Source organism: Pseudidiomarina sp. PP-1MA (assembly GCF_041200125.1).
In the GTDB taxonomy this organism is placed as follows: Bacteria; Pseudomonadota; Gammaproteobacteria; order Enterobacterales; family Alteromonadaceae; genus Pseudidiomarina; species Pseudidiomarina fusca.
Genome location: NZ_CP165718.1, coordinates 1,316,521 through 1,335,321 on the forward strand (window position 1 = coordinate 1,316,521; position 18,801 = coordinate 1,335,321).

Sequence of the window (18,801 nt, forward strand, 5' to 3'; positions counted from 1 at the left end):
GTTAACCTTTGTGTAATCGGCTTTGGAGCCACTTAGTAAAGGCAATCACAGCGACCGGCTGGCGTTGACGTTGTTTCACCGCCAGTTGGATAGCATCAGGTAATTGCACGCTTAGTTCCGGCGCTTGGCTAAACTCCTGCAACTGGGGATGTTGCAAATACAAGCTATCTAATAGGGTTACTTGATCACTACCAGCCATTAAATCAATGGCGATGTTACTATTTCCTACGGGACGCAACTGCAGTTGTTTGGTTAAAGCGGGTTGTTGGCGTTTAAATAGCGCCCAATAAGGCGCATTTACATCAATATGCCATACCCGTGAGGCCCAAGCGGTGCTACTGTCGATGGCACTTACAGCGCGATAAGAAGGTTGGTACAGAGGCTGTTGTTGAATGGTCTTATCTTTTAACGGACCGTAATGAATGGCTATATCTAAGGACTCATGTTGTAACTCGGCAATAACATGAGCTCTACTGCCAGGTTCCGGAAACAAAGGGATGGTAGTAAAATGCAATTGCACGTGAGGGTAAAGACTATAAAACTCAGCCAGGCGGGCCGATAGCCACCACCGCAAAAAGCTCTCTGGCACGGCAAGTTTTAGGGTCGTATGCTCGGTATAGCTTAAGTTACGGGCGCGCTCAATGATGCGGTCAAGCTCATTAAATAACTGGCTAACATCTGCTGCAATAGCTTGCCCGGCGGCAGTTAGCGCATGCACGCGATTATCACGTTGAAACAAACGCGTGCCAAGCTGCTCTTCCAGTGCCTGTATCTGTCGAGTTATATTGGATTGCGATACATTAAGTTGCTGCGCTGCATGCTTGAATGATGGAGCCGTGGCTGCCACAGCAAATACACGTAACGCATTGAGAGAAGGCTGTTTTTGCGATTTCATAAGCATGCCAGAGTGATTATTTAATTAACTAAAAGTAAATCAGAATGAATCAAATAGCAATCTATTGGGATGAGTTTTTGCTTATCGCAGTGTTACATTTTCTGGCGGTAGCTAGCCCAGGACCTGATTTTGCCGTAGTCACTCGCTACAGTATTAGTTTTGGTGGCCGCATAGGGCGTTGGGTCGCCGTCGGTATTGGTACCGGCATCTTGCTGCATATTGCCTATTCAGTGTTAGGTGTAGCGTTATTAATTCATCGATACCAGTGGCTCTACGCAACTTTACTGTGGGTGGGTGCCATTTATTTAGGTTGGTTAGGATGGCTGGCGTTACAAGCTAAACCTCGCGGCGCTATGCCAAGTACCGAAGAGTTTACCAGTAGGGCCAGTCAAGTCAGTGCAAGCAAAGCTTTTCGGGTAGGTTTTTTAACCAATGGCTTAAATGTTAAAGCCACGCTGTTTTTTTTAGCGTTATTCTCGACCGTGATCGACCCAGCCACACCAACGTTGGTAAAAATCGGGTACGGCGGTTATATGGCCATAGCTACTGGTTTATGGTTTATGGCGTTAGCCACCGCGATTACTTGGGGGCCTTTCTACCGCAAGCTTTGGCGATACAGCCATTGGCTCGATAGGCTCATGGGCTTAGCGCTAGTATTATTGAGCCTGAAGCTAATTTGGGATTGGTGGCAGCTTTAATTTGCACTATTTTTATAAGGCTTAACAGCCAGCTATGATATCATTGCGAGTAATCAAATTATTCCTTACTAAGCTTAGTAGCATGGCGTTTTTCGCCTAACTTAAGCTCACTATTTTTAAGAGTTGATGTCTATATGCAGTTATTTGTAAACGATCTGACCGTGATTGATTTTTCTTACCTATGCCCAGAACGGGGGATGGTGGGAGAAAGTTGGATTGTTGATATTATTCTAGATGGCTCGCTTAACGAGCAATCCATGGTATTAGATTTTGGACGGGTAAAGAAACAGATCAAACGCATTATAGATGGTGCCGTTGATCATAAGTTAGCTGTGCCTGCTGAGCATCCGTTTACCCGAGTGCATCATCACGCCGATGGTAATAGTTATTGGGTTGATTTTTTGCGCCCGCAACAAGCTTCAATTCATTTGTTTTGTCCCGCTGATGCTTTTGCTTTCATTGACGCAGAAGCTGTTACCATGGCCACTGTTACTGATTATTTGCGTGCGGTAATTAAGCGTGAATTACCCGATAATGTGCAAGGTTTAGAATTATTACTGAGACCAGAACAGATCGATGGGGCGTTTTATCATTACACCCACGGGTTAAAAAAGCATGACGGCAATTGCCAACGGATTGCTCATGGTCACCGCTCGCGACTCTTTATCGCCCTTGATGGCAACCGTGATGAAGCACTAGAACAGCAATGGGCAGCCAAGTGGCAAGATATCTACTTAGGCTCGACTGAAGATGTGGTTGAGCTTGCGCAGTTACAGTTATCACCAAGCGCTACGGACGTGACTCCAGCCTCTCATATCGGCTACAGCTACACGGCTGATCAAGGGCTGTTTGAACTCGTCGTGCCGGTAGCGGAAAATTATCTGATCCCAACAGATTCGACGGTCGAGTGTATTGCCACCTATTTAGCCCAAGCGGTAAAACAGCAACATCCCGATTGTGCAGTTAAAGTGACTGGATTTGAAGGGGTTGGCAAAGGAGCAATTGGTTATGCTTAAGTTCGGTAGGCAGCGGCTGTTACTGGCGTTAGCGACGGTAGCTTCTATGTTTGCTTTGGCAGCAACGCAGCCGGTTGCTGCTAGCTCAGCAAACCTAGCCGAGCTCAACAGTAGTCATGCGGTGTTGGCGATCAACGACAGTAATAAAGGACAAGCCAGCAGCAAGGGCATTCAACTACGCGGAGCCCTTCGCTCGGGTGGTCTCATCATAGGCAAAACTCAACCGACTAGTCAGGTCTGGTTAAATCAACAAGCGCTAAGTGTCAGTAACAGTGGCCATGTGGTGTTTGGTTTTGGTCGTGATACAAACGGCTCTCAAACCCTTACCGTACAACATGCTAACGGTGAGCAGCATGTCTTAGAATTACAGATAAGCGCGCGCGATTATGCTATCGATCGCGTTGATGGAGTTCCCCAACGCACAGTAACTCCTAACCCAGAGCAGCAACAGCGTACTCGTAAAGAAGCCGAGAAAGTCTGGTTGGCACGTACCGTAAACAGTACCCGTGAAGATTATTTGCAGCCGCTGATCATGCCAGCACAAGGACGGATTAGTGGTGTTTACGGTAGTCAGCGAATTTTTAACGGAACGCCACGCAACCCGCATTATGGGTTGGATATTGCAGCCCCCACCGGCACTCCGGTGCAAGCGCCTTGGCCAGGCAAAGTGGTGTTAGCTGAGCCAGATTTATTTTATTCTGGCGGTACTTTGATTATTGATCACGGATTTGGCATCACCACTACTTACATCCATCTCAATCAATTGCATGTCAAAGTGGGTGATAACATCGAGCAGGGCCAGCATATTGCTGATATTGGTGCCACCGGCCGAGTTACTGGCCCCCACCTCGATTGGCGAATTAACTGGGGCCATGAGCGTTTAGATCCAGCCCTGGCCCTTGAGCATTTTCAAGCAGAGTGATGGTTCATCTGCGCTTTTCAGCGTAACCACCCCTGTAATAACTGCGGGTTGGTTACCTTGAGTACCTTGTTGCATTGCAATGGCGCTTGCCAAGTTAATTCAGTACTGAATAACTCATCGCGCCGAAAAGCATGCACCGTTACCGTCTGTCCTGGTTGGTAGCGCTCGAACATCTCTTTTAGGGTGGCATCAGTGACCTGCAAGTTATCTATCGCAATAATCCTGTCTAAGGCACTTAAACCTGCTTGCTGAGCTGCCTCGTGCTCATACACTGTTTGCAATTCTAAGCCGGCGCCAGTGGCTTTGTACTTGGCGCCTAAAGACACTGAGTGTGTTGGCGTAACAGCCTTACCGACCACACTATTGTCATCGGCGCTGGTGGCTGTAAGCAGGCTCACACCAAACTCCGCCAGTAATTCGGCTAGAGGTAGTTCGCTGGTGTCATACACAGCAGCATCAATAAACCCCGCCAACTGAATGGCGTACTGCTGATCTACAAAATCAACAAAGGTTGTCTCTTCGGTACCTAGTGAGGTGGCCCCATAGGCTTGCCAAAAATCCTTCAGCACCAAGCCTAGGTTAAGTTGATGCTGGCTAGATAAGCGGATCTTAAGATCCAGGCATAAGGCAATTAATGCCCCTTTAGCATAGTAGCTGACAATGCTATTGGGCGAGTTCTCATCTTGTTTGTAAAACTTAGTCCAAGCATAAAAACTAGACTCTGCAACCGACTGCTTGGTTACCCCGGCGGCACGATAAACACGTGCAATAGTGTCACCTAATAGAGTGAGATAAGTGGCTTGATCGATTAATCCCGCTTGGTGCAAAACATAGTCGTCATAATACGAAGTGATCCCTTCGTAGAACCAGAGCTGCTTGGTGTATTGTTCTTGCTGCAATTGATAAGGCAGAAATTCGCGCGGCTTCAGGGTTTTTACGTTCCAGCTATGAAAATATTCATGGCTGCATAAACTTAAAAAGGTACGGTAATCGTTATCGATTGCAGCCTTATTGGGTTTGGCTAAGTCTTTACGGCTGCAGAGCAGGGCTGTTGAGTTGCTGTGTTCGAGGCCGCCAAAACCTTTCCCGACCACCATGGTTAAAAAGAGGTACTGTTGGAACGGCGGTTGATGGCCAAACATGGCTATTTGGTATTCGCAAATTGCGGCTAAATCTGCGCAAATACGTTCACTATCGGCGAATTCACGCCCGGCCAAGACGAGTGCGTGCTTCACGCCGCCGGCGATAAATTCATGAATATTAAGCGGGCCCATCAACACCGGATAGTCTATCAGTGCCTGATAATTTTCGGCGCGAAATTCACCCGCAGCAAAATGGCTACCAGACAGGCGTGGCATACCTGTTGCAAGACGCCAACCCTCAGGTACAGATACTGCCACTTGGCAGGGCTGCTCGGACAGTTCGACCACTTCTAGACATAGACTTGAGTGATTATAAAACCCAAAAAATTGATCTAGGTAGGCACTGCGTACGGATAAATCAAAAGCATAGACCTGATATTCAACGGTTACCGTGCCAGCTTGTTGCGGAAAAATACGCCAACTTTGTTTATCCACTAAGTCGATGGCAACGGCGTGACCGGCCTGATGCGCAGTCACTTTACTTAGATTACGGGCAAAATCGCGAATCATGTAGCTGCCAGGTATCCATGCCGGTAGACGCAAGGTTAGGGCGCCCGGGCCAGTGACAGGAATATCTAGCGCCACTCGAAATTGATGAGCGGCGGCATTATCTACACAAATTCGGTACTGCAACATACACACCTCATGAATTGCCAACAATGGTACGGCCAACGCCTAGCCAACTATGAATGACGTTATAGTAACACGAGGGATAGGCGCTATATAGCTCTAGCAGTGCGATAAATAGCACCGCTTTATCTTGCTAAATAGGTATAATTGAGGCAATGACATACAGTGACAGGGGCGTTATGAACCAGACTTGGAAATCGCTACTTGAAGATCGTAATCGCTTTTTCTGGGTGCTACAAGCAGCCGGTTGGAGTGGTTATGCTTTAGTGCATTATATTGGCTCGTTAATGCATGAAATGCGCGACATTTACGTCCTGATATTATTATTAGGTGCTTACGCGGGGTTTCTGATTACGGTTCCGTTACGTTATTTGTACCGACGTATTTGGGATGCTACGCCCTGGCTGTTGATCGTGGTGGTGCTAGCTGCTTCCTATGTTTCAGCGGCTTTGTGGGCCGTGATTGATAACGCGACTTACTGGGAAATCTATAAGTTCGGTTTTAGGCCTGATAGCCCTTGGTTTTACTTTAAGAATACTATCGCTAAATTTTACATTATGTTGAGTTGGAGCGGCCTGTATTTTGGTATCAAGTATTACCAAATGCTGCAAGAAGAAAAACAAAAAGCGTTACTAGCCACCTCAATGGCGCACCAAGCGCAGTTAAAGATGTTGCGCTACCAATTAAATCCGCATTTTTTGTTTAATACTTTAAACGCTATCTCCACGCTCATTTTGGTGAAAGAGAATGAGCTAGCTAACCGGATGATGTCAAAGCTAAGTTTGTTTCTTCGGTTTAGCTTAGATAACGAACCCATTAAAAAAATACCACTCGAGCGCGAAATTGAGGCTTTGATGCTGTATTTGGATATTGAGAAGGTGCGTTTTGATGAGCGTCTAAAAGTATCTTTAGACATTGATGACGAAGTTAAACAGGCGCTTGTGCCTAGTTTAATGTTACAACCTTTAATTGAAAACTCGATTAAATACGCCATTGCTAAAATGGAAGATGGCGGTGAAATTATCGTTAAGGCACAAAGGTTTAGCGAGGATTTACTGATTAGCGTTGCAGATAACGGACCGGGAAGTAAAAAGCCCATTAAAGACATGATGAAACAAGGCGGGGTGGGGTTAGTCAATACTCGTGAACGCTTACAGGCCTTGTATGGAAAGAATTACTCCTTTACATTAGCAGAGAATAAGCCGCAGGGCTTACGCGTAGAAATTCGTATTCCATTTGAGCAGGTTGAATCATGACGCAAAAAATCCGCACCTTAGTAGTTGATGACGAGTCGTTGGCCCGCCGCGGGCTAGTGGTGCGATTACAGGCCTTTGACCAGATTGAATTGTTAGCCGAGTGCCAAAGTGCGCGGCAAGCGCTGGCCATGATTGGCGAAGAACAACCTGATTTGGTGTTTTTAGATATTCAAATGCCGAGTATGAATGGCTTTGAGTTATTGCGTGAGGTTAAAGCTAGTGGTTTTAAGATGCCGTTAGTGGTGTTTGTCACAGCCTACGATCAATATGCGATTAAAGCTTTTGAAGTGCGAGCCATCGATTATCTGTTAAAGCCTGTTGACCACGAGCGCTTAGAACAAAGTATTAAACGGATTGAAAAAAATCTCGAGCAACGTGAACAAGAACAGCAACAGCAGCGTATTCTTAATTTGTTAGCTGATGCTACTGGCGAAGATTGCGAAGATATTCTTAAACGTCTAGCCAGTGGTGATGACGTTAACGTGGCTCGCTATCCTGAGCATATTGCGATCAAAGAAAGTGGTGAAATAACTCGCGTAGCCATTAACTCAATCGAGTGGGTAGATGCAGCGGGGGATTACATGTGTATTCACGCTAGTAATGAAACCCATATTCTACGACGCACTATGAAAGAGCTTGAAGAAGAGTTAAACCCGCAACGGTTTCAACGGATTCATCGCTCAGCCATTGTTAATATGGAACACGTAGAAAAGCTCTGTAGTCGTCAAAATGGTGAGTACCACATCGTTTTACGAAACGGTAAAGAGCTTAAAGTAAGTCGTAGTTATAAGGATAGAATAAAAAAACTCATTCTTAACCCCTGAGGCTGAAAACCTATGTTGAAAAAGCTTACCCTACTAGCCATGCTGACGTTCCTGGTAGGCTGTTCAACTCAGTTAGGATACCGCTTCGCCGATACCATCATCGAATGGCAACTGAGTAGCATTGTCGAACTGCGGCCAGAATTGCAACGTGATGTGGATCAGGTGATTACTGATTTGCATCAATGGCACGCCCGTGAAGAAATGCCTCGTTATCACCAGGAGTTAGCAAAAATTCGTACCGCTATTGCCAACGATGAAGTGGATGCGGCCTTTTTAGACACCAGCTATGAGGCTGTGTGGCAAGCTTGGCAACGTATTTTAGAGCAATTAGAACCGCATGCTCAGTCACTCCTACCTCGCCTTAATGATACTGAACGAGCCCAACTACGAGAAAGTTTGGAGCAACGTCAGCAGCAGCAAATAGAGGAGTTTAAGGAGCGTCAACAAGAAGACCAACCGCAACGGCGCTTACAGCGGGCTGAGAAAAATGTCAAAACCTGGCTGGGCTCAGTCAATAGCGAGCAACGACAGTTATTGCGTCAATGGCTAGCGCAACGGGTGGATAATCAACAACAGTGGTTGCTCTATAGCATGCAGTGGCAAGCACAGTTTTTGCTGTTAGTCGACTACCCACAACAGCAAGACTTTGAGCAACAGTTAAAGTTACTGATGTTTTCACCACAAGAGTTACGTAGTGATGAGTTGCAGCAAAGTATTGAGGCCAACAGGGTGTTAACTACGGATTTGGTGCTAGCTATTTACGCTAGCATGGATGCTAAGCAAAAACGTCATTTATTAAGAAAAATAGATGGCTATTTGGATGATATTGATGGCATTGTCCGCTATTACCAATAGCGCCGCTGAGGTTAGCAGCGACGCTATTTAATACCAAACCAAGCGTCGAGTTACCGTACTTCGATAATTTTACAGGTATTGGTAGAACCAACGGATTCCATCACATCGCCGTGGGTTAAAATAACCAAATCACCACTGACTAAATGGCCACGCTTTTTCACCTGCTCAATCGCGTCATGCACTAACTCATGGGGTTCACTTTGCGTTGAGTCAAAGTTAATCGGGTAGACCCCACGATAAAGCGCACAACGGGCTCGACTGCTGGCATGCCGAGATAGTGAAAAGATCGGCAGAGCGGTATTAATACGTGACATCAATTTTGCCGTTGAGCCTGATTCTGTAAGCGCAATAATCGCCTTGACTCCAGTTAAGTGAGTAGCCGCATACATGGCGGTGATGGCGGTCGCTTCTTGGATGCTGGAAAAGGTTTCTTCTAAATCAGTATTGTCAATCACCACACTTGGATGAGTTTCAGCGCCCAAGCAAATTTCTGCCATCGCCTTGACCGTAGCGACTGGGTGCTTACCGGCGGCAGTTTCGGCAGATAGCATCACTGCATCGGTGCCGTCTAACACTGCGTTAGCGACATCCATCACCTCAGCTCGCGTTGGCATCGGGTTTTCTATCATCGATTCCATCATCTGCGTAGCTGTAATCACCACTTTATTGAGTTGGCGTGAACGCTCAATGATGCGCTTTTGTTTACCCACTAATTGAGCATCGCCAATTTCAACGCCTAAATCACCACGGGCCACCATCACGGCATCAGAAGCGCGAATAATGTCATCTAGTGCGGCATCGGAAGCCACGGCTTCAGCACGTTCAATTTTGGCACAAATCAAGCCATCACCACCGGCAGCGCGCAATAGCGTCCGCGCTTGATTGATATCGGCGCCGGTACGAGGAAAGGATACCGCAAGATAGTCTACGCCTATGGCTGCTGCGGTTTTAATGTCTTCTAAATCTTTATCAGTCAGTGCTGCTGCCGACAGGCCTCCACCTAAGCGGTTGATGCCTTTATTATTCGATAATTTGCCCCCCACCAAGACAGTGGTGGTGACCTGATTGCCAGAAACATCTTCAACTTGTAACCGAACACGGCCATCGTCGAGCAGCAAAATATCGCCAACATCTACATCTGCAGGGAGTTGTTTATAATCGATGCCAACCCGCTGATGGGTGCCAGCGTTTTTGTCGAGTTCGGCATCCAGTACAAAAACATCGCCTTCATCTAGCGTAATCGCACCATCTGCAAATTTTGCGACACGAATTTTCGGGCCTTGTAGATCGCCTAAAATGGCCACATGAACGCCCAGGCTTTGTGCAATCTCACGAACTTGCGCAGCACGTTGCTGATGATCAGCCGCGTTACCGTGAGAAAAGTTTAAACGCACCACATTAGCGCCAGCTTTAATCAGAGACTCTAAAACGTGAGGGGAATCGGTGGCAGGACCGAGCGTGGTAACGATCTTAGTACGACGTAACATGACAGTACTCCTTAGTGATAAGCTTAAGAATTATATCACGTTAAACCTTAGGTAACATAGATTCTGGCGCTTGGCGCAGGTTTTAAGTACAATAGCCAGCAATTTTTCACGCAACCGTCAAATTTACTCAACATAAAGGTAACCTCATGAGTGATCAGCAACAGGATCTGACTTTACAGAGCTGGCAGGAACGCCAAGAATACGCAGAAATGATGCAGCCTTTAATTGGTCGTCTATACCGTAATTACGGGGTGGAGATCTTAGTCTATGGCCGCTCGTTATTAAACGTTGACACCATTAACATCATCAAAGCGCATCGGTTAATTCGTCGCCACGAAGGGGTGAAAGTACGGTTGCGCGAAAGCTTTCCATTCATTGAAGCTTTAAGCAAAATGCAATTGGCGCCAGCGCGCGTTGATTTGGGTAAGTTAGCTTACAATTATTTGCACAAAGATGCGGGAAAGGGCGACAGCATTGAAGCCTATCTGCAACGCGAACTCGCAGACATCATCGACAAAGCTGATGAAATTACAGCGCAAGACGTGGTGCTGTATGGCTTTGGCCGGATTGGTCGATTGCTAGCACGGTTATTAATTGAGCGTAACGGCAGCAATAATAAAATGCGTTTACGCGCTATTGTTGTGCGTGGTGGGCGTGACGGTGATTTAGAAAAACGTGCCAGTTTATTGCGTCGCGATTCTATTCACGGTCCATTTAATGGTTCTATTACTGTTGATCACGAAAACAGTGCCATCAAAGCCAACGGCACCAGCATTAAAGTGATTTACTCAGACGGTCCAGACCAAATTGATTACACCCAATACGGAATCGATAACGCCATCGTGATCGACAATACCGGCATTTGGAAAGATGAAGCTGGCCTAGGCTTGCACTTGAAATCAAAAGGTGTGAAAAAAGTCTTGTTAACAGCACCAGCCAAAGGCGGCATCAAGAATGTGGTTTATGGTGTGAACCATGACGACATTTTGCCAGAAGATCTAATTGTTAGCGCTGCCAGCTGTACCACAAACGCCATTACGCCAGTATTGAAAGTAGTTAATGATGAGTTTGGTATTCGCAATGGCCACGTTGAAACAGTGCACTCATATACCAACGACCAAAACCTTATTGATAACTATCATAAAGCTGACCGTCGTGGTCGTTCAGCGCCATTAAACATGGTGTTGACCGAAACCGGTGCGGCCAAAGCTGTTGCTAAAGCGCTGCCAGAGTTAGCCGGTAAATTAACCGGGAATGCGATTCGAGTGCCAACGCCAAACGTATCTATGGCGATCATGAACTTAAACTTAAACAAGTCGACCAGCAAAGACGAAATGAATGCCTTCTTGCGTGACCAAGCATTGCATTCAGAGTTGCAAGCGCAAATCGATTTCACCGCTTCAACTGAGATTGTTTCGACCGATTTAGTTGGCTCTCGTTACGCGGGTGTGGTTGATTCACAAGCAACCATTGTTGACCAAGACCGTGCGGTTCTGTACGTTTGGTATGACAATGAGTTTGGCTACAGCTGTCAGGTTGTTCGTGTAGCTGAGCAAATGGCTGGTCAGCAACTGCTGAACTTACCTAAATAAAAATACACTGATGCAAAAGCGCCTTCCGATAGGCGCTTTTTATTTTGTCCGCAACCGATACAACGACCGGTTGTAGAGACGCTATTTACTATAAACAAGGGGAACGCGATGTTCATTACGGCCCAATTTGATAGCGGTAATATCGAGGTTATCGAAGCTAATTCAGTAGACAATATTCAGTTAGCAATTCGCAAAGATAACCAATCAGATTTTTATCAATGGTTCCATTTTAAGCTCTACGGTGAACCCGGTGTTGAGCATGTGATGACCATCACCAACGCCGGTACTTCAGCTTACCCTGATGGCTGGAAAGATTACGGTGCCGTCGCATCCTACGATCGCGAAAACTGGTTCCGGGTACCTACCGAATACAACGGCAAAGAACTGGTGATCCGCTTCGCGCCGGACCAAGAAAGCGTTTATTTTGCATACTTCACACCATACTCCTATGAGCGTCATCAAGACTTGGTACAGTGGGCGCAACAAAGTATTGAATGCCAACATGTGCTGTTAGGCCAAACTCTTGATGGTCGTGATATGAATCTGCTGGTGATTGGCGAACCGGACGACCATAAAAAGGCTATCTGGATTACTGCACGTCAGCATCCTGGTGAGTCTATGGCCGAGTGGTTCGTAGAAGGCCTGCTAAGTCGCTTACTGGATGATGAAGATGGAACCGCGCGACGGTTATTAGAAGACAACGTCTTTTATGTTGTGCCTAACATGAACCCAGATGGTAGTGTGCGTGGTCATTTACGTACCAATGCCGTTGGCGTAAATTTAAACCGTGAGTGGGCAGAGCCAAGCCTAGAGCGTAGCCCTGAGGTTTATTTGGTACTGCAAGCTATGGCAGCAAGTGGGGTAGACTTGTATTTGGATATTCATGGTGATGAAAATCTACCCTATAACTTTTTGGCCGGTTCAGAAGGCATCCCAAGCTATACTGAGCAGATGGATAAATTAGGTGAGCAATTTAAGCAAACCTTACTGAACATTACGCCAGAGTTTCAAACTAAATTTGGCTATGAGGTGGATAAACCAGGTGAAGCTAACTTAACCGTAGCTAGTAATGCGGTGGCAGAACGCTTTAACTGTTTAGCGTTTACCTTAGAAATGCCATTTAAAGATAATGCTGATTTACCTGATGCTGATTTCGGTTGGTCTGCCAATCGTAGCCAGCAGTTAGGTGCCGATGTATTAAGTGCGATTTATTCAATCGCAAAGAACTTGCGCGACTAAGTCGCGCAAGCTAGCTTAAAAGCGAACAACAACAATAATAACGCTAGGGGGACACCTTGGAAGCAATTAATAATTTCTTACTGCTACTAGATAGCTATCTAGGTTCGGCAGCCTACTTCCCATATATTCTGTTGGGTGTAGGTTTGTTTTTTACGCTCTACTTGGGCTTTCCACAAATCCGTTTTTTCGGGCATGCTTGGAAAGTGGTCACGGGAAAATTTGATAAAAAGGGTGCGCAAGGTGATACCTCGCACTTTCAAGCTTTAGCAACCGCATTATCGGGTACTGTGGGTACTGGTAATATCGGTGGTGTGGCCCTAGCTATCTTTTTGGGTGGTCCAGCAGCTTTGTTCTGGATGTGGATCACTGCCTTTTTGGGGATGACCACTAAATTTGTTGAGGTAACTTTATCGCACAAATACCGGGTACAAACGGAAGATGGCACCATGGCCGGTGGCCCCATGTATTTTATGGACCGTCGTTTGAACATGAAATGGTTGGCCGTAATTTTTGCGATAGCCACCATTATCAGCTCTTTCGGCACTGGTAACATGCCGCAAGTAAATAACATTGCACAAAGCATGCAAGCCTCGTTTGGTATTGAACCTATGTTAACAGGTGGTATTTTGGCCATCATGTTAGCCATGGTTATCATCGGTGGCATTAAACGTATCGCTGCGGTGACCTCGAAAATTGTCCCCATCATGGGCGTGCTTTATATCATAGGTTCACTAAGTGTTATCTTCTTCAACTTAGATCAGATCGGGCCTTCGTTTGCAGCCATTTTCAGCGATGCCTTTACTGGCTCAGCAGCTACTGGCGGCTTCTTAGGTGCGACCTTTGCTTACGCCTTTAATCGCGGGGTAAACCGAGGCTTGTTCTCAAACGAGGCAGGGCAAGGTTCAGCACCGATTGCCCACGCAGCAGCGCGAGCCGACGAACCTGTATCTGAGGGCATGGTGTCCATTTTAGAACCTTTTATCGACACCATAGTTATCTGTACCTTAACCGGTTTGGTGATCTTGTCGTCCGGGGTTTGGTCAGAGAAGCATACAAATGAGTTCTCTCGTACTGACCTTGAAATCGTGGCCGGCCACTATGACGATACCACTCAAGCGGATCGCCAAGCCTTATACCATTACTTAAATGGTACCTCTGAAAATACTATTGAGAAGTACACAGGTACGATTGAAGTCGCTAATGGTAAACCTGTGAGTAATGGCTTTACCATTTTGCATGCGCGCTCGGTTGCAGAAAACGTGCGCTTTATTGTAGCTGGTGAAGACCCATACACGGGTGTCCTTAGAATCGATAATGGCGCCTTACGCAAACAAGATATCCAAATTTTTGGTGATTCATTGATTCACTCAGCAGCACTTACCGCCAAGGCCTTTGGGCGTGGCTTCTTAGGTGATGCAGGTGAATACATTGTGCCTATCAGTTTGCTGCTGTTTGCGTTTTCTACTGCCATTGCTTGGTCCTATTACGGTGATAGGGCGGTGGTCTACCTGGTTGGACAGCGTGGTGTCATGCCTTATCGGATTCTGTACGTGGCTGGCTTCTTTGTCGCCTCATTTGCCGATACCACCTTAGTGTGGACACTTTCATACGTCGCAATTGTGTTGATGACTCTACCTAACTTATTTGGTTTGGTGTTACTCAGACGCGAGATGAAAGATACGGTGAAGGCTTACTGGCAGGATTTTGAAGCCGAAAAAAATGGCAGTCAATCTGACAAGTAACCATTGATTGAGTAAAAACCCGCTGCGGCGGGTTTTTATTTGTCCGCAAACTCTGGGCAATGCTTGAATTTACTCTGAGATCCCTTATATTGCCTACTTAGATTGCTGAAAATTGAGGTACCCATGGCGTTAATAGAATGCCCGTCATGTAACAAACGCATGTCCGACAAAGCAGACACTTGTCCCCATTGTGATTTTCGGGTGGCAGGTGCAACTCCGGAGCAACGTAATCGCGAGCTAGAGCGCTTATTACAAGCTAAAAAAGATAAAATATTAGGCCAGTCTATGCTTGCGCTGCTGATCGCAATTGCTGCCTTTACGTATTTTTTCATTCAGCAACCTCATCCCGAGAGTTGGCAGTCGAGCGCAGCATATGGTGCTATGATTGTTGGCTTAGTGTGGTTTGTGCTTAACCGCGTTCGATTATTGTTCTTAAAAAGGAAGCGTTAGTCATGCAGTTTGACGAACTTCTCGCCAGTATTACCCCGGAAACTTTTGAGCGTTTGTTGCAAGCCGTTGAATTAGGCCGTTGGCCCGATGGTGCAAAGCTTTCCGAAGAGCAACGTGCTAATTCTATTCAACTCGTGATGGCCTATCAGGCGCGCTACCGGCCATCGGATGAGCCATTTCGGATTGGCTCAGATGGGCAATTAGTCACACGCAGTAAGCGCGAGATGAAGGCTGATTTAACTGGAGCTGGCACCATTGCGAGCTTTTCACTCAATGATAATTAAGGCAATAACACTGTTATGAGTCAAACCCTTGTAGATTATCAGCTGTTAATTGAGCAAGCTAAAGCCATTACCGCTGATGAACCCGATCTGATTGCCAACTTGAGCAACCTGTCAGCCCTTATTAACGAGACCTTAGCCGATGTTAATTGGGTCGGCTTTTATTTAACGCGGGCGCCTGAGTTGTTGGTGTTGGGGCCATTTCAAGGTAAAGTAGCTTGCTTACGTATTGCCTTTGGCAAAGGCGTTTGCGGTACGGCTGCCGCAACACGGCAAACCCAACTAGTAGAAGATGTCCACCAATTCGCTGGACATATCGCCTGTGATACTGCTTCTAACTCAGAAGTAGTAGTACCTTTAATCGTGGCGGATCAGGTGGTAGGGGTGTTAGATATTGATAGCCCTAGTGTGGCTCGCTTCAGTCCAGCTGATGCGGCTGGATTAACCGAGTTAGGCCGATTCATTGAGAGTTTAGACTGGTCACAGTTGCAACCTAGCGCCTAGGTTACGGAAACATAAGGCTAACCATGTATAACGAATTTGATATTTATGCGTATTTAGTTAGTCAGCAAGATATGCAGTTTTTTGAAGGCGACGAAGAAACTGCAACGGATCAATTAAACGAAATGCTGCACTATATTGTCGACTTTAGTGAAGAAACCGACACTTTAGCGCAGCTTGAAGAAGTGGTACGCCGTGTACTTTTTGAATGGATAGAAAACCCAGCCTTGCTGGAGCTAGACAGTGAAGAGATGCAGGCTTATATAACGGAGCAACTGGCGGATGTACGCCAGCAGGATATTGACGAAGATGACCCATATTGAAGAAAACCAAACCGCAAGTAAGTTATCCAAAACTAAAGACGTGATCGCTTATTTAGCGGCAAAGTTTCCGGCCTGCTTTTACGCTGAAGGAGATGCAAAACCTCTAAAAATTGGAGTGTTTGATGACCTTGCCGCACGTTTAGATGATGATGAGACGGTAAGCAAAACGCGTTTGCGTATTGCTTTACGCCACTATACCAACAGCTGGCGTTACCTCCGTACCGTAAAAGCTGGAGTCGAACGGGTTGATCTAGATGGTAAGCCAGCGGGTATTGTAGAAGAGCAGCATCAACAACATGCCGAAGAAACGTTAGCGGCATCCAAAGCGGCGGCAGCAGAGCGTGCAGCAGCGAAACGTAAAGCAGAGGCAGACAAGAAGCCTCGTAGCCGAGCACCAAAAGCCGCACCAGCAAATGCTGCACGACAGGCACGTGCTAAGCGTCCAGCGCGGAAGCCGGCTGCAGCAAGTGTCAGCACCAACGCAAATAACACGGCTAAAGCAGCACAACCACAGTTAGCTGCAACGACAGTAGCTGCACTTAAAGTAGGTCAGGCTGTGCATGTAAAAGCCGGCGTTGCGCCTATCCCAGGTAGTATTACTGAACTAGACAAAAACGATGTGCATGTGCAACTTCAAAACGGCTTAACGGTCAAAGTTAACGTTGCCGCAGTATTTGTTGCCAAGCAGGAGTAGTAAGTATGAGTAAAAAAGGGTTCACACGAAAGGCGATCGCAGTATTTATTGGTTTATCGTTAAGCCAAGTAGCACTTGCCTTGCCACCGGCACATCAATTGGACGAACTGCCTGAGTTAGCACCAGCAGCTCAGCATGGCGTAGCTAGCCAACGTGTGAAAAACTTTTTTACGCGCTATCACTTCAAGCAAATGGAACTGGATAACGAACTCTCAGAACAGATTCTTGAGCGTTATTTAGAAATGCTTGATTACAATAAAATGTTTTTACTGGCTAGCGATATTGAACAGGCCCAAGAATATCGGTTGCTGTTTGATGACATGATTGATTCAGGCAAGCTTAGCCCCGCATTTTCGCTCTATCAGAAGTCTTTGCAGCGGCGCTTTGAACGCTACTCTTATGCGTTATCCTTGTTAGACGAAGAACATCCCTTTGATTTCACTATAACGGGTGACAAGTATCATTTTCAGCGTGAAGATGCCGATTGGCCAGCAGCGGCAACTGAGTTAGATGAACTGTGGCGTCAACGAGTTAAATACGATGCGCTCAACTTAACCATGGCGGGTAAAGAATGGCCTGAAGTTGTTGAAACGCTTGGTAAACGCTATAACAACGCACTAAAACGATTAACTCAAACCAATAGTGAAGATGTCTTCCAAACGGTAATGAATGCCTTTGCACGCAGTGTCGAGGCGCATACCAGCTATTTGTCACCGGTAAATTCAGAGCGGTTTGAACAGAACATGAACCTTTCCCTAGAGGGAATAGGGGCCGTACTGCAAGCGGATTACGATTACACGGTGATCCGCAGTTTAGTCCCAGGCGGACCCGCTGATAAGAGCGGGCAGGTGGCCGTCGATGACAAGATCGTTGGCGTAGCTCAGGGCGATGATGAAGATGCTGACTTTGTCGACGTGATTGGCTGGCGGCTTGACGATGTGGTGGAGCTGATTAAAGGGCCCAAAGGTACTACGGTTAAACTACAAGTACTTAAAGCGAATCAAAGCGCCAGTGCCACGCCCAAAGAAGTGATGATTGTGCGCGATAAGGTAAAACTCGAAGACCGTGCTGCCAAGATTGAGATCAAGCAATCTACGGATGATAAGTACGATGGTCGGGCCACCGCGTTGATTACCATTCCGGGCTTCTACAATAATCTTACCGCTGATGTGGTGGCTTTATTAGAAGAGGCTGCTGCGGCTAACGTAGAAAGCTTAATCATCGATTTACGTGGCAATGGTGGCGGTTCATTAGCTGAAGCTATCAGTTTGACAGGGCTATTTATTGACCAAGGTCCTGTGGTACAAGTTGCCGATGGTAGTGGTCGGAAGGAAGTCAATGGCGACCGCGATGGTAAAACCTTCTACAACGGCCCTCTTGTGGTGATGGTTGATCGCTACAGTGCGTCTGCCTCAGAGATTTTTGCTGCCGCTCTGCAAGATTATAACCGAGCGGTGATTGTGGGTGAAAATACCTATGGTAAAGGTACCGTGCAGCAACATCGTGGGATTGCACGGCCGTTTGATTTTTATGACGAGCCCTTAGGTAGCGTTCAATACACCATGGCTAAGTTTTATCGAATTAATGGTGGCAGCACACAATTACGGGGGGTACAACCTGATTTAGAGTACCCGTCCATTATTGATGCTGAAGAATTTGGTGAGAGTTCGCAAGAAAATGCGTTACCGTGGGATCAAATTACTCCAGCCAAATATCAAACTACCAATAGCATTCATGGTTATGATTTTAAAACGCTGCAGCAGCAACTCGATGAACAGATTCAAGGAAACCCAGAGTTTAATTATATTTTTGCTGATATCGAGCGGTATCAACAAGAAAAAGAGAAAACTTGGGTCAGCTTAGTATTGGCAGAAAGAAAAGCGGAAGAAGCGGCCGATAAAGCTCGTAACCTTGCCCGTGCTAATGAACGTTTACAGCGTTTAGGGCAGGAGCCGGTAGAAAAGATTGACGAAATTCCGACCGATTTAGAGGCGCCAGATCCTTACTTAGAAGAGACAGTCGAGTTGGCGTTTAGGTTAGTTGACCAAGCTAAGATGGCTGCCAACTAAACAAGCTAATATATTGATATACCAATAGAAAGCCGCTTTTTGCGGCTTTTTTAATGGGCAGTGACCGAGGCTAGAAATAGGTGAATGGTAGCTTGATTGTGCCTGATGACAGCACACAAGAATATGATCTTAGTCCGAGCTGGTTTATCATTAGCCTGACTAGAACATAAGCCTAGCTCACGCAA

Annotated in this window: 18 protein-coding genes; 15 read left to right on the plus strand and 3 right to left on the minus strand. The window is 46.4% G+C overall.

Features of this window, described 5'->3' with window-relative positions; genetic code table 11:
* Window position 1: 1 nt before the first annotated feature.
* Window positions 2–895, minus strand: a complete 894-nt coding sequence (locus tag AB8S08_RS06355) for a LysR family transcriptional regulator (RefSeq protein WP_369744159.1) — start codon at window positions 893–895, stop codon at window positions 2–4.
* A gap of 44 nt (window positions 896–939) precedes the next feature.
* Between AB8S08_RS06355 and AB8S08_RS06360 the strand changes: the two genes are divergently transcribed.
* The 3 genes from AB8S08_RS06360 to AB8S08_RS06370 all read left to right on the plus strand — a co-directional run bounded on the left by AB8S08_RS06360 (window position 940) and on the right by AB8S08_RS06370 (window position 3,531).
* On the plus strand, window positions 940–1,593 hold the full coding sequence (locus tag AB8S08_RS06360; protein ID WP_110075055.1) for a LysE family translocator: 654 nt from the start codon (window positions 940–942) through the stop codon (window positions 1,591–1,593).
* 134 nt (window positions 1,594–1,727) lie between these two features.
* On the plus strand, window positions 1,728–2,609 hold the full coding sequence (locus AB8S08_RS06365; RefSeq protein ID WP_110075056.1) for a 6-carboxytetrahydropterin synthase: 882 nt from the start codon (window positions 1,728–1,730) through the stop codon (window positions 2,607–2,609).
* The gene (locus AB8S08_RS06370) at window positions 2,602–3,531 is read left to right on the plus strand and encodes a M23 family metallopeptidase (RefSeq protein ID WP_369744160.1); all 930 of its coding nucleotides are present in this window, start codon (window positions 2,602–2,604) and stop codon (window positions 3,529–3,531) included. The genes AB8S08_RS06365 and AB8S08_RS06370 overlap by 8 nt, the downstream gene beginning before the upstream one ends.
* 17 nt (window positions 3,532–3,548) lie before the next feature.
* Here AB8S08_RS06370 and AB8S08_RS06375 read toward each other — a convergent pair whose 3' ends face one another.
* Window positions 3,549–5,309, minus strand: coding sequence for a M61 family metallopeptidase (locus tag AB8S08_RS06375; protein WP_369744161.1), 1,761 nt, complete (start codon window positions 5,307–5,309; stop codon window positions 3,549–3,551).
* 173 nt (window positions 5,310–5,482) lie between these two features.
* Between AB8S08_RS06375 and AB8S08_RS06380 the strand changes: the two genes are divergently transcribed.
* From AB8S08_RS06380 to AB8S08_RS06390, 3 genes are read left to right on the plus strand one after another with little or no spacing between them, the layout of a single operon-like run.
* Window positions 5,483–6,559 carry a sensor histidine kinase gene (locus AB8S08_RS06380; RefSeq protein WP_110075058.1) on the plus strand — a complete coding sequence of 359 codons (1,077 nt, stop codon included), beginning with the start codon at window positions 5,483–5,485 and terminating at the stop codon, window positions 6,557–6,559.
* Complete coding sequence (locus AB8S08_RS06385) at window positions 6,556–7,383, plus strand: LytTR family DNA-binding domain-containing protein (RefSeq protein ID WP_110075059.1); 828 nt, start codon at window positions 6,556–6,558, stop codon at window positions 7,381–7,383. Before AB8S08_RS06380 ends, AB8S08_RS06385 begins: the two co-directional genes overlap by 4 nt.
* Window positions 7,384–7,395: 12 nt before the next feature.
* Window positions 7,396–8,238, plus strand: a complete 843-nt coding sequence (locus tag AB8S08_RS06390; RefSeq protein ID WP_369744162.1) for a DUF6279 family lipoprotein — start codon at window positions 7,396–7,398, stop codon at window positions 8,236–8,238.
* A gap of 50 nt (window positions 8,239–8,288) precedes the next feature.
* On the opposite strand, the gene pyk is transcribed toward AB8S08_RS06390, so the two are convergent.
* Window positions 8,289–9,725 (minus strand): pyruvate kinase, encoded by a 1,437-nt coding sequence (pyk, locus tag AB8S08_RS06395; RefSeq protein ID WP_110075061.1) that lies wholly within the window; start codon window positions 9,723–9,725, stop codon window positions 8,289–8,291.
* A gap of 146 nt (window positions 9,726–9,871) precedes the next feature.
* On the opposite strand from pyk, the gene AB8S08_RS06400 reads away from it, so the two are divergent.
* The 9 genes from AB8S08_RS06400 to prc all read left to right on the plus strand — a co-directional run bounded on the left by AB8S08_RS06400 (window position 9,872) and on the right by prc (window position 18,616).
* Complete coding sequence (locus tag AB8S08_RS06400) at window positions 9,872–11,317, plus strand: glyceraldehyde-3-phosphate dehydrogenase (protein WP_110075062.1); 1,446 nt, start codon at window positions 9,872–9,874, stop codon at window positions 11,315–11,317.
* A 108-nt stretch (window positions 11,318–11,425) separates the two neighbouring features.
* Window positions 11,426–12,556 carry a M14-type cytosolic carboxypeptidase gene (locus tag AB8S08_RS06405; protein WP_110075063.1) on the plus strand — a complete coding sequence of 377 codons (1,131 nt, stop codon included), beginning with the start codon at window positions 11,426–11,428 and terminating at the stop codon, window positions 12,554–12,556.
* 56 nt (window positions 12,557–12,612) lie between these two features.
* Complete coding sequence (locus AB8S08_RS06410; protein ID WP_369744163.1) at window positions 12,613–14,298, plus strand: alanine/glycine:cation symporter family protein; 1,686 nt, start codon at window positions 12,613–12,615, stop codon at window positions 14,296–14,298.
* Window positions 14,299–14,457: 159 nt separating this feature from the next.
* Window positions 14,458–14,748 carry a hypothetical protein gene (locus AB8S08_RS06415; RefSeq protein ID WP_228759429.1) on the plus strand — a complete coding sequence of 97 codons (291 nt, stop codon included), beginning with the start codon at window positions 14,458–14,460 and terminating at the stop codon, window positions 14,746–14,748.
* Between the two features lie 2 nt (window positions 14,749–14,750).
* Window positions 14,751–15,032: a YeaC family protein gene (locus tag AB8S08_RS06420; RefSeq protein ID WP_110075066.1), complete on the plus strand. Its 282-nt coding sequence runs from the start codon at window positions 14,751–14,753 to the stop codon at window positions 15,030–15,032.
* Window positions 15,033–15,047: 15 nt separating this feature from the next.
* Window positions 15,048–15,533, plus strand: coding sequence for a GAF domain-containing protein (locus AB8S08_RS06425; RefSeq protein WP_110075067.1), 486 nt, complete (start codon window positions 15,048–15,050; stop codon window positions 15,531–15,533).
* 23 nt (window positions 15,534–15,556) lie between these two features.
* A complete protein-coding gene (locus AB8S08_RS06430; RefSeq protein WP_110075068.1) occupies window positions 15,557–15,853 on the plus strand; it encodes a hypothetical protein in 297 nt (98 codons plus the stop codon).
* The gene (gene proQ, locus AB8S08_RS06435) at window positions 15,840–16,547 is read left to right on the plus strand and encodes an RNA chaperone ProQ (protein ID WP_110075069.1); all 708 of its coding nucleotides are present in this window, start codon (window positions 15,840–15,842) and stop codon (window positions 16,545–16,547) included. Before AB8S08_RS06430 ends, proQ begins: the two co-directional genes overlap by 14 nt.
* 5 nt (window positions 16,548–16,552) lie before the next feature.
* Complete coding sequence (prc, locus tag AB8S08_RS06440) at window positions 16,553–18,616, plus strand: carboxy terminal-processing peptidase (protein ID WP_369744164.1); 2,064 nt, start codon at window positions 16,553–16,555, stop codon at window positions 18,614–18,616.
* Window positions 18,617–18,801: the final 185 nt, after the last annotated feature.